The sequence below is a fragment of the Pseudomonas sp. Tn43 genome, assembly GCF_014192635.1.
Classification (GTDB): Bacteria; Pseudomonadota; Gammaproteobacteria; order Pseudomonadales; family Pseudomonadaceae; genus Aquipseudomonas.
In genome coordinates this window covers 36,501-47,713 of sequence record NZ_JACHYG010000020.1, presented here as the reverse complement: position 1 = coordinate 47,713, position 11,213 = coordinate 36,501, and the positions used below count along the sequence as shown (strand labels likewise).

The 11,213-nt window shown below is 59.7% G+C and carries 9 protein-coding genes; all 9 read right to left on the bottom strand.

Annotation, left to right across the window (positions count from 1 at the left end):
* Positions 1 to 159: 159 nt before the first annotated feature.
* On the bottom strand, positions 160 to 984 hold the full coding sequence (locus tag FHW68_RS26395; protein ID WP_183683833.1) for an SDR family oxidoreductase: 825 nt from the start codon (positions 982 to 984) through the stop codon (positions 160 to 162).
* Between the two features lie 30 nt (positions 985 to 1,014).
* Positions 1,015 to 1,479 (bottom strand): multidrug transporter, encoded by a 465-nt coding sequence (locus FHW68_RS26390; RefSeq protein WP_183683831.1) that lies wholly within the window; start codon positions 1,477 to 1,479, stop codon positions 1,015 to 1,017.
* Positions 1,480 to 1,758: 279 nt separating this feature from the next.
* Positions 1,759 to 3,210, bottom strand: coding sequence for a mannose-1-phosphate guanylyltransferase/mannose-6-phosphate isomerase (locus FHW68_RS26385; RefSeq protein WP_008070455.1), 1,452 nt, complete (start codon positions 3,208 to 3,210; stop codon positions 1,759 to 1,761).
* Between the two features lie 150 nt (positions 3,211 to 3,360).
* Positions 3,361 to 4,026, bottom strand: coding sequence for an alginate O-acetyltransferase AlgF (locus FHW68_RS26380; RefSeq protein WP_095633353.1), 666 nt, complete (start codon positions 4,024 to 4,026; stop codon positions 3,361 to 3,363).
* 15 nt (positions 4,027 to 4,041) lie between these two features.
* Positions 4,042 to 5,217 (bottom strand): alginate O-acetyltransferase, encoded by a 1,176-nt coding sequence (locus tag FHW68_RS26375; protein ID WP_095633354.1) that lies wholly within the window; start codon positions 5,215 to 5,217, stop codon positions 4,042 to 4,044.
* A gap of 11 nt (positions 5,218 to 5,228) precedes the next feature.
* On the bottom strand, positions 5,229 to 6,794 hold the full coding sequence (locus FHW68_RS26370; RefSeq protein WP_183683829.1) for an MBOAT family protein: 1,566 nt from the start codon (positions 6,792 to 6,794) through the stop codon (positions 5,229 to 5,231).
* A gap of 191 nt (positions 6,795 to 6,985) precedes the next feature.
* Positions 6,986 to 8,119, bottom strand: a complete 1,134-nt coding sequence (locus FHW68_RS26365) for a mannuronate-specific alginate lyase (protein WP_183683827.1) — start codon at positions 8,117 to 8,119, stop codon at positions 6,986 to 6,988.
* An 11-nt stretch (positions 8,120 to 8,130) separates the two neighbouring features.
* The gene (locus FHW68_RS26360) at positions 8,131 to 9,591 is read right to left on the bottom strand and encodes an alginate O-acetyltransferase (protein WP_183683824.1); all 1,461 of its coding nucleotides are present in this window, start codon (positions 9,589 to 9,591) and stop codon (positions 8,131 to 8,133) included.
* A 10-nt stretch (positions 9,592 to 9,601) separates the two neighbouring features.
* Positions 9,602 to 11,191 carry a mannuronan 5-epimerase AlgG gene (gene algG / locus FHW68_RS26355; protein WP_095633358.1) on the bottom strand — a complete coding sequence of 530 codons (1,590 nt, stop codon included), beginning with the start codon at positions 11,189 to 11,191 and terminating at the stop codon, positions 9,602 to 9,604.
* Between the last annotated feature and the right edge of the window lie 22 nt (positions 11,192 to 11,213).

Below are 11,213 nucleotides of genomic sequence, written 5' to 3'. Positions count from 1 at the left end.
ACGTTGTTCATGGCAATGATCTCCGATGAGCCCCCGGTGAAAGCTTAGTGGGCGATCACAGGGGGGGAGGCGGGGGTAGCCATTTCATTAGGTTATGCACCCATTTTGGGCCCTCATCCTGTAGGAGCGAGGCTTGCCCGCGAACGCGTCGACCCGGTCTCAAAGTTGCCCGCGCAAGCCAAACCGCTTCATCAAGCCCGACTCCAGCAACCCTTTGGGCAACAACCGCGCCATCAACGGCAACGCCCGGCTGCCATTGCCCAAGCGAATCAGGCGTGGCGGCTTGCTTTGCTGTACAGCCTTGAGCAAACCGGCGGCAAATTCACTGGCCGGCGTCGGTTTGTCCTGAGACGCCTTGGCCCGTGCGCGAATACCTTCACGTAGCGGCCACCACGGCGATTGCTCGGTGATCAGTTGCTCAGCTTCTTGGCCGGCATTCTTGGCGAAGCTGGAGGCGATGGCCCCTGGCTGAACTTCCATGACCCGCACACCGAACGGTGCCAGCTCCATGCGCAACGCATCGCTCAAGGCATGCACCGCGGCTTTCGAGGCGCAGTAAGCGCCGGCAAATGGCGTGACCAGAACCCCGGAAACACTGCCGATGTTCACCACCAGGCCCCTGGCGCGACGCAGCACCGGGAACATCGCGCGAGTCACGCCGACAATCGCAAACACGTTGGTTTCGAATTGCCGCTGCATGGCCGGCACACCGCCGTCGAGCAGCGGCCCCATGGCGCCATAACCGGCGTTGTTGATCAGCACATCGAGGCCGCCAAGCTGCTGATTGATCCGCTCGCTCAATTGTTCGAGGGCCGGGCCATCGTTCACGTCCAGTTGCACGGCGGTGAACCCGTCGGCACTCAGGGCCGCTACGTCTTCAGCCTTGCGGGCGCTGGCCCAGACTTCGTAACCGGCACTTTTGAAAGCGTCGGCGAGGGCGCGGCCAATGCCGCTGGAACAACCGGTAATCAACGCAACGGGCATGGCGCGGTCCTTGTGCAAAAAGAAAAGGGATCAGTCGGAGAAACTACCTTGCAAACGCTCGGCGCGAAACTCCAGGGTTTGCGGGCGATAACCAGGACGCAGGGGCGGCATGGGCAAGCAGTCTTCCCAAGTGCCGCCGGCCTGCAATTCGCCAGGCCCGCGATAACGCGGTGCGGCGTATTGATTGTCAGCCAGATTGACCGTATCGCCCGGTGCATAAGCGGCGATTCGCCAGCGCAGTTCGGTCAGCGGCACGTCGTTGCCGTTATTCATCGTCAACTTCAAGGGGCGATCCGCCGGGCAGTGCTCGGGCGCATAGCTGATACGCAGCTCCAGGCGCTCCAGTTGCTTGACCTCGCGGGTGTCCAGCCAGAACACCCACACCGCCACCAGGCCCAAGCCGACAGCAGCGGCCATGGAGACCGGCACGGCCTTGGCCGGGTAGCGCAGCAGCAGGATCAGCCAGGTGATGACCAGCAGGACGCCGATGAACATGACGCGAAACCTCGGGAAGGGAAAGAGCATCCTACCTAAGCGTAGGCGGGATTGGCGATGGGCATTCATTCAGCGGCGGCTGGTCAGGCATCATCATGAGCAGGCTCGCTCTCGACAGAATCAGGACGCTGATTCGGTGAACGACGCCAATCCTCTGTGGGAGCGAGCCTGCTCGCGATGAGGCCAGTCGAATCAAAAAAATAAAAAAAAGCCCCCGCCCAACCCACTGCGGATAGGGAACGCAGCGGGCTGGACGGGGACTTCTTGTTTTACTGAGCGTTACTGCGCGATGGTTTTCACCGACACGCCACGCTCGATCGGGTTGGAGCGACCGTAGATATCTTCAAACCGCTCGATATCGTCTTCGCCCAGGTAGCTGCCCGATTGCACTTCGATGATCTCGAGTGGAATCTTGCCCGGGTTGCGCAGACGGTGGACCGAGGCGATCGGGATGTAGGTCGACTGGTTTTCAGTGAGCAGGAACACGTTTTCGTCGCAGGTCACTTCGGCTGTGCCGCTGACCACGATCCAGTGCTCGGCACGGTGGTGGTGCATCTGCAGCGACAGGCAGGCGCCCGGCTTGACCGAGATGCGTTTGACCTGGAAGCGGCCGCCCATGTCCACCGAGTCGTAGGAGCCCCACGGACGATAGACTTCGCAGTGGGTCTGGGTTTCGCTGCGGCCCTGCGCGTTGAGGGTGTTGACCATCTGTTTCACGCCTTGGACCTTGTCCTTGTGGGCGATCATCATGGCGTCCTTGGTTTCGACGACCACGATGTTTTCCAGGCCGATCACCGACACCAGTTTGCCGTTGCCGTGGATCATGCAGTTCTTGCTGTCCTGGATCACCACGTCGCCTTTGGTGACGTTACCGTTGGCATCTTTTTCATTGACTTCCCACAGCGACGACCAGCAACCGACATCGCTCCAGCCGGCGGTCAGGGGCACGACGCAGGCGCGCTGGGTTTTTTCCATCACCGAGTAGTCGATGGAATTGTCCGGGCAGCAGGCGAAAGTGGCAGGGTCGATGTCGACGGTGTCGGCGTCCTGGGCGCTACGCTCCAGCGTCAGTACGCAGGTGTCGTAGATGTCCGGATCGTGCTTTTTCAATTCTTCGAGGAAGCGGCTGGCGCGGAACAGGAACATGCCACTGTTCCAGAAATAACCACCGGACTGGACGAATTCGGTGGCGCGTTTCACGTCCGGTTTTTCGACGAAGTGCGAGACACGGCTGACGCCTTCCGGCAGCAGGGCATCGTTGGTGGATTTGATGTAGCCGTAACCGGTTTCCGGTTTGGTCGCCGGCACGCCGAACAGCACCATCTCGCCACGCTCGGCCGCTACGGTGGCCAGGGCCAGGGCGCGTTGCAGGGCTTTCTGGTCTTCCAGCACGTGGTCGGCCGGCAGCACCAGCATCAACTCGTCGCGACCTTCATTGACCAGCATCATCGCGGTCAGGGCCACGGCCGGGGAAGTGTTGCGGCCGAAGGGTTCCATCAGCACGCGCTGCACGTCCAGGTTGCGGGCGCTCAACTGCTCGTTGACGATGAAACGGTGTTCCTTGTTGCAGACCACGATCGGGGTGTCCATGCCTTCGAACACCAGACGTTCCAGGGTTTGCTGGAACAGCGTGTGTTCGCCGGTCAGGGCGAGGAACTGCTTGGGGAATTGCTTGCGCGAAAGCGGCCAAAGACGTGAGCCGCTACCACCTGACAAGATCACCGGAATCATGTTGTTACTCCTTTAAAATCGATTGGGTCAGGCCTTTGTGGGAGCTGGCCTGCCAGCGATGGCATCACCTCGATGCTTCTGATAAACCGAGTTGTTTGCATCGCCGGCAGGCCGGCTCCCACAGGGGGCCAGGTCAGTTCGTAAAATGTGTTAGCGCGTCGATACCGGGCGTTTTACCCACACTGGCGACAGGTTGCTGCCGCTGCCGGTGACGTACAGCACTGCGGCTTCACCACGTTCCAGGGCAACCGGCTTCACGTCGCCGATTTTGGTGGCGCCGTCAAACAGGGCCAGGCTGACTTTCACCGGGTTGATTTCACGCTCGCCACGACCCTTGGCAGCCACGGACGGAACCACTTCGGTCTTGCCATCGGCGGTTTTCAGGGTCAGGGCCTTGTCGCTGAGGTTCTGTACGCGAACCAGGGATTTCTGCTTGTTCTTGAACGGCGGCTCTTCGATCAGTTGCGGCGCGCCGCTGGCGTTGTTGACCAGGGTGTAATAGTGGTCGCCGGCCAGTTTCACCGGCAGGGTCTGGCTGCCGACCTTGGCGCTGTAATCGCCGCCCGGCATGAAGCTGAAGTCGGTGCTGGACAACGGCGCGACTTCACTCAGGTTGGTGCTGCCAACGGTGGCGCTGACTTCAGCGTTAGCGGCGTTGTAGATGCGCACGAAGCTGGAGCCTTTCGGTGCGGTCGGGCCGTAGAGTGCGGCGTCACCGGCGAAGGCCTGCATCGACAGCACGCTCATGCCGGCGACGAGGGCAACTGCTTTCAGAGAACGAGCAGCGAGACGGCGAGGAGTAGTAGTGAAAGTCATGGAAGTACCTCTCTTTCAGTTTTGCGCCCGGTCGGGCGTCTCGGATTTGGTGTTTGCAGCTACGTTTTGTTGGCGCGCGCCGGCTTGTTTAAGCTCTGCGACCCACTGCGGGTCGGCGTCACCGATTTCGTTATTCACAGGCAGATATCGTTCAGGGAACTCCCAGATCAGCACTTGTGGCGGGCTGTTCTTGAAGGCATCGCTTTTCAGGTAGCTAAGCATCGGCAGAATCGGGCCATGGCCGTCTTCGGCGTAATTGACCACGTCGCTGCGCAGTGCTTCTTTCAGCGCACCGACGAAGTTCCAGTTCGGGTTGGCGCTGTAGCTGGTGCCGATCAGGGCCACCGGCACTTCAGTGTTGGCGAACAGGGCGTCGTCACCAGCGGGCTGATCCTGGGCCGCCACGGTGTTGCGCTTCTGCAAAGGCTCTTGCGCCGGCATCAGGTTTTCGAACAGCGGGTCCAGCGGCAGGAACAACCGCAGGTCGCCCTTGTGCGTCACCTTTTCCGCAGGCTCGGTGACGAAGTTTTGCGGTTCGCCACTGAGCGGAGCCTTGTCGGCAATGGTTTTGGCCAGGGTCTGGGCAGCGACTTGCGCGCCTTCCGGGGTCCAGTGGGTGTCGGTGCGCAGGAACACTTGCTGACCGTCCTGCTTGGCCTTTTGCATCGGGCCGAGCAGGTCAGGGGCGAGGATCTTGTCGGCCGCCACACGAGCATGGAAGTCCTTGTACAGATTGGCGTGGATACTTGCCGGCTTCTCTTCACCCAGATGTTCCGGGTACAGACGGGTCTTGGCCGGGACAATCGCCATCACCAGTTGCACACCTTGTTTTTTCAAGGTCTGGCGCACACCTTCGACCAGCGCGTAGTTGCCCTGCAGGTTCAACTCTTCGTTGACGATCGGGTGGAACTCTTCATCGCTGTAGAGCCACTGATCGCGACCGAGCACCACGCCCGGGCGCCCTTCATTGAACAGTTTGAAATCCAGCGCGGCCCACAGGTTGGTGCCCAGACGCTTGATCGGGAACTCGTCGTCATAGTGCGTTTCGACGGCTTTGCTCCAGCGACCGTTGAGCACGGTCGCATCGGCGTTGGTACTGAAGCCGAAGAAGCTGCGTACCGACCACACGCCCAGGACCAGCAAGGTCATCAGGAACAGGGCGATGTAGAAGATGCGTAATGAGCGGGTCATAGTCAGATCCCTCAGAACTGGAAGTAGAGGAACGGCGAGAAGCTTTGCGCCGAGAGTTTGAGAATCGAGGCGATGAACAGCAGCAGTACGACGGCGCGCATCACGTAACGGGACCAGTCAGCGGTCCAGTAGGCCGGTTGCACCGTCGCTTCAACGCCGACGGTGTAACCCGGTTCGTGGATGCTGCCCGGGTTGTCGCCCGGTACGGCTTTGATCAAACCTGGCTGAGCAGCGGCCGGGCCATCGGTTGCGGCATTCGCCGCAGGCGTGGTCTTGGCCGGTGGCCGGTTGGTATAGAAATCACGCAGACCGAAGTACGCCAGGGTTGCGTAAGCCACCACCAGGGTTGCCACTTGCAGACCGGTGAGGTTGGCCTCGTTGAGTTCTGACAGCGACCATTCGCCGAAGCTGAACATGGCACCGTACATGCGACCGGCGACGTGCAGGTTCTCTGCGCGGAAGATCACCCAACCCATCACCACCAGCAGGAAGGTCAGGGCCCAGCGGACCGGGTTGAAGGTACGCGGCGAAGTATTCAGGCCGATGGCTTTTTCAATGGCCAGCCACATGCCGTGCCAGGCACCCCAAATGATGTAGGTGATGTTCGCGCCGTGCCACAGACCACCGAGCAGCATGGTCAGGAACAGGTTGCGATAGGTCATCAGCGTGCCTTTACGGTTACCGCCGAGGGTGATGTACAGATAGTCACGCAACCAGGTCGACAGGCTGATGTGCCAGCGACGCCAGAACTCGGTGATCGACTGGCTGATGTACGGCTGTTTGAAGTTTTCCATGAAGCGGAAACCCATCATCAAGCCCAGGCCGATGGCCATGTCGCTGTAGCCGGAGAAGTCAAAATACAGCTGCGCGGTGTAGGCCAGGGCACCGAGCCAGGCGTCGCCCGTGGTCGGGTTTTGCAAGGCGAAGCAATGGTCGGCCACCACCGCCAGGGTGTCGGCGATGAAGACCTTCTTGATGAAGCCTTGCATGAACCGCGTGGCACCTTCGGAGAACTTGTCGAGGGTGTGGGTGCGGTTGTTGAACTGGTCGGCCAGGTCACGGAAGCGCAACACGGGGCCGGCGATCAAGTGCGGGAAGATCGCCACGAAGGCGGCAAAGTCGATCAGGTTGCGGGTCGCCGGGGTGTCACCACGGTAAACGTCGATGATGTAGCTGATGGACTCGAAAATGTAGAACGAGATCCCGATCGGCAGCAGCACGTGGGTCAGGATGAACGGCGACAGACCCACCGAGGTCATCATCGCGTTGATGCTGTCCACGCCGAAGTTGGCGTACTTGAAGTAGCCGAGGATGCACAGATCCACCCCGACGCCCAGGAGCAGCCAGCGCTGGGCCGGTTTGGTCCGAACACCTGCCGCACCGACTTTCAGGCCGATCCAGTAGTTCCACAACGTGACGGCTGCGAACAGCGCAAGGAAGTCCACACGCCACCAGGCGTAGAACACGTAGCTGGCGATCAGCAGCAGCAAGTTGCGATAGCGTGTTCCGCTCAAGTAATACATGCCGAGAAAGATCGGCAAGAACAGAAACAGGAACACGTTGGATGAAAATACCATCCCGATCTCTCCATGTTTAACCAACAGTCAAGGGCCGCAGCCCCCCCAAACCCCCCATCAAAATCTGGAGAGTTACGATCGTTCCCACGCTCTGCGTGGGAATGCCTCACTGGACGCTCTGCGTCCGCTTCGGCATGTGACGCGGAGCGTCACGGGCTGCATTCCCACGCGGAGCGTGGGAATGATCAGCCCTAAGAACCTTTTTTGCCTTTCTCGCTGGCCGGGTCGTAGACCCTGGTCAAATCCCCGCCGAGGCGGAAGGTCTTGAACGGCTGCATTTTGTGTTTCTGTGCCAGCACATCCGGCGTGCAGGTGTAGAGCGAGCAGAACGGTTCGAGCCAGGCGAATTTCGAATCGACCTTGAGGTCGGTCATGTCCTGTTCTTTACCGTTCTTCTCTTCGAATTCATCCGGGTCTTTCACGCCTGCAAGCACGCGATCGCCCAGGCGTTTCAAGGCGCCGTTGTTTTCCTGACGCAAATCGACACCGTTGACCTGAGCGAAACTGGCGATCATCGCCAGTGGCGGCAGGGCATAGTTGTGATAGGCGAGGGCGCGTTGCTGGCGCTTGAGTTCGTTGGGCAAGAAGCCTTGAGCGTCGACCTGATTGACGCCGACCTTGTATTCCTTGACGGCCCAATCGAACAGATCGCGGCGGTTGGTGGCGATCGACGTGGCCATCACCGACCAGGCGGCCCAGTACGAGTGGTTGTTGGTTTTTTCGAGCGGCAAGTTGTCCCAATCGCTGACCACCTGATCGGCCATTTTGCTGAACCAGGCTTCAATCACTTGCGCCTCTTGCGGGTGGTTGGCCAGTGGGCGCGAGTCAGAAAACTTCAGGCGGATATAGGACGAAGCCATGCTGCCCAACGCCCATTTGCGCATGGACTTGCCGGTGTGGTTGAAGTCCTTGGACATCAGTGCATCGGCCTTGGCCCAGGCGGTCAACCCATTCAGGGTGCATTCCAGTTGTTCCGGACGACCATCACGCATGAACTTCATCACTTGCTTGCTGGTGCTGCGCTCGATCTTGGTGATGTCGGCGGTGGTCTCGCGGAACGCTTTTTCCGATGCCTCGTTCAGGGTCGAACGGGCTTTGTCGGAACCTTCGTATTTGCTGCGAAATTGCAGGGCACCGGTGTAAGGCGTCGGCATCGCGTCGCAGCCTTCACTCTTGTCGCCGGTTTTGACTTTTTCAATGGGCGCAAAGTAACCCTGGGGCGGACGAAGTGGCGCGGCAGCCTGGGTGGCGCCGGCGAACATCGCCAGCGTCAGCAGGGAGGGCGCGAGTATCTTTTTCAGCGTTCGGGTTTGCATGCAGTTCATAAGAGGTAGCCTCATTGCCCGGCTTGAGCGGTACGCTGCCCAGTGCCGGAGAACACGTTGCGTTTGCAGATTTTCGCTTCGACTTTCTGAGGCGTGGCGCCTGGTTTTTCAGGTCCCTGGACTTCGACGGCCAGCAAATTCTGCGAGGCCCAGTCTTCGTCCGTACGCAACTCGAAGGCGAAACGCCCGTCGGTTTCGGAGGTTTCCGGTTTGTCGATCTTGATGTCCTCGTGGCGTCCGTTCATGTACCAGAGGGTGGCTTGCAAGGTTTTCACCGAGGTGTCGGCGAAGCGGATGTCGACCTGGTGGCTGCTGTTGCGCAGGTCCAGGTTCTTGCTGTTGACCATCAATTCGTTTTTGCCCGGTTTCAGCGTGGCACTGGCGCTCATTTGCGCGTCTTTGCCTTCGCAACCGTTGTCCAGCAGCGCCATCATCTGGCGGTAGATGGTTTCCTGATCGAGGCGATAAAGCGGCGAGAATTCCCAGATGAGGATTTTCGGCGGTTTGGTCTGGAACTCTTCGCTGCCCAGGTACTGCAGCATCGAACCTTCGAAGCCACCACCGGGGAATGCCACGTTGAGAATGTCGGCGCCGATGGCCTCTTCAAGGAAACCGGCGAAGTTGTAGTTCTTGCCACTGTGGCTGGTGCCGACCAGGGTAATTTGCGGATTGCCGGAATCACTGAACAGATCGCCATCGCCCGCTTCGCCTTTTGGCTCGGTGGTGAACTGATCCATGTACTGGATCGCATAGCTGGTGCCACAGAGTTGACCCGCCATGTTGTGCAACGTTCCGGTCTTGCCCATGCGACCCGACTTATGGGTCTCGAATTCACGCTTGGGAATGTCGGCGAAGGTCGGCAATTGCTTGACCTTCTCGGCGACGATTTTCGCTGTGCGCTGGGCGCCATACGGCGTCCAGTGTTGGTCGCCGCGGAAGTAGAAATCGTGGGCCGGCAGGGTTTCGGGCAGCGATTCGTTGGTCAGTGGCGACAGGTCCGGGACCACGTAACCCATCTGCGCGAAACGCCCGAGCATGGTTTTGTAGTTCCTCAGCGCCTTGTCGAAGTCGTAACTCGCCTTCTCTGCCGGGTTCAGTTTGTTGCGGTTCACCAGACCACGGGTCGGCTGGTAAACGATGACCAGTTCCACGCCTTTGCTCTTGAACGCATCGTGCAATTGTTTCAAGCGTTTGTAGCCAGCGGGCGTGGTGTCGAACTCGGTGCGCAAGTCTTCTTGCGTACGGAACAGCCAATCGCCCTGCGCCTGCACCAGCGTGGTGAAGTTCTGCTGATAACGGGTGGTGTAGTTCTTCGGGTCGTGGGCTTCGGGGCAGAGATTGCAGCAATCATCGGCCTTGAATTTTGGTGCGCTTACGCTGGCGGCGTTATCGGCGCGAACACCGCCGCTGGCCGCAAGAATGCCAGCGGTCAGGGCCGACAGGCTGAGTAATTTGATCAAGTGTGGGTGCATAAAATTATCCTCAGTCCCGCATTTCGGTCTGGCGTTCGACAGGGTCGATCAGCACGGCTTTCTGCTGGCGCACCAGCAGGTCGAGAATTTCATCCTGGCGCTCGCCAAGAATCCCCGAGAAGCTGATGCCGCTGGATTTGGTCGGGGCGAGCATCGACACGCGATACAGCTCCACGCTCAGCGGCGAGTCGATCGACAGTGGTCCGCTGCCGTTGGCGGCCAGTTCACCGCCGACCACGATCAGCGACACCTGGGCGTCGAACGGATCGAGCTTGATGTCGCGGTCGGTGTTGGTCAGGTCTTTGATGTGCCCGTAGACACCGGTCAGGCCGTTGGCCATCGAGATGTTTTCGTACAGGCGAATGTTCACGCTGTTACGAATACGGATGCCGTGGCGCTTGTTGCTGATCACCTTGTTGCCCCACAACAGGTTGTCAGCACTCTCATAGAGGGTGATGCCATCGGTGTGGTTCTTGTAGATCTCGTTGTAGGCGATCAGGTTGTTCACGCTGTTACGGTCGATCACCAGGCCCGACAACTTGTTGTCGTAGCTGCGGTTGTTGAAGATGAAGCTGTCGTTGACCTCACGGGAAATAATGATCCCGTGCTTCTTCCTGGTCCCGTACACCGTGTTGTCGGCGATGATCAGACCGTGGGAGCGGTCATGGGGGTCGATGCCATAGACGATGTTGTCTTTATAGGTGTTGCCCTTGACCACGAAGTCGCGGGTTTCGTAGCAGTAGAAGCCGTACCACATGTCCGAGAACTCGGAGCCGACGATCCAGCCGGACGGTTCCGGGCGCTTGAGCACCTTGGCCATGTTCGGGGTGTATTGGGAAATACTCACGCCGTAGGACTTACTGTTGGCGTAACCGAAACTGGCAATCTTGCTGTTGGCAATGTACGTCTCGGTGCCACCCCAGGACAGCAGGAACGGACGGAATTCCTTGGGCGACTTGAAGGCCGCCGGGCCGTTTGCCTTCTCGCTCCAGCCAGTGATTCTGGTATCACGCACGAACAGCTGGCCGTCATTGACCAGGAATGAACCGCTCTCTTGGGACAGACGCAGTTCCTGGGTCTGCTTGTCGATTTCCAGAATGCCCTTGTTACCCACCACGATCGGCAACTTCGCCAGGAACACGCCCGGCGAGGTTTCGCTGAAGTACTGCTTGGGCAGCTTCCTGGCCAGGTCCTTTAGGTTCATGTAGCCGTCGTCGACGAAGATCGCCTGCGGGATGCCGTGCTGACGCACCACCCACTCGGCCATCTTGTTGTCACCGCCGATGAAGTCCTTCAGGGCGTTTTCCTGCATCATCCGGCGCACGCTGATCTTGCCGGGCTTTGTGCGCACGACTTTCGCGGCGATGGCTTCGGCGGTGTAGCCAGAGGTGTCCGGCAATGTCGGCTTGGCCAAGTCCAGCGGCGCGGTTGGCGCGCTGCTGACGGTGTAGGTCTTGGCCTGTTGCAGTCCCTTGGCCATGGTCGTCGGTTTTCCCGCTTGCACAGGCTGGGCCGGTTCGACGGTGGCGAAGGCCGCTGTGCTGGCGAGCAGCAGCGCGCCGGCCAGCAGGCTGATCGAGCCTTTCTTGGCGCTGTTCATGTCAGGCACTCCCTTCGCGGTT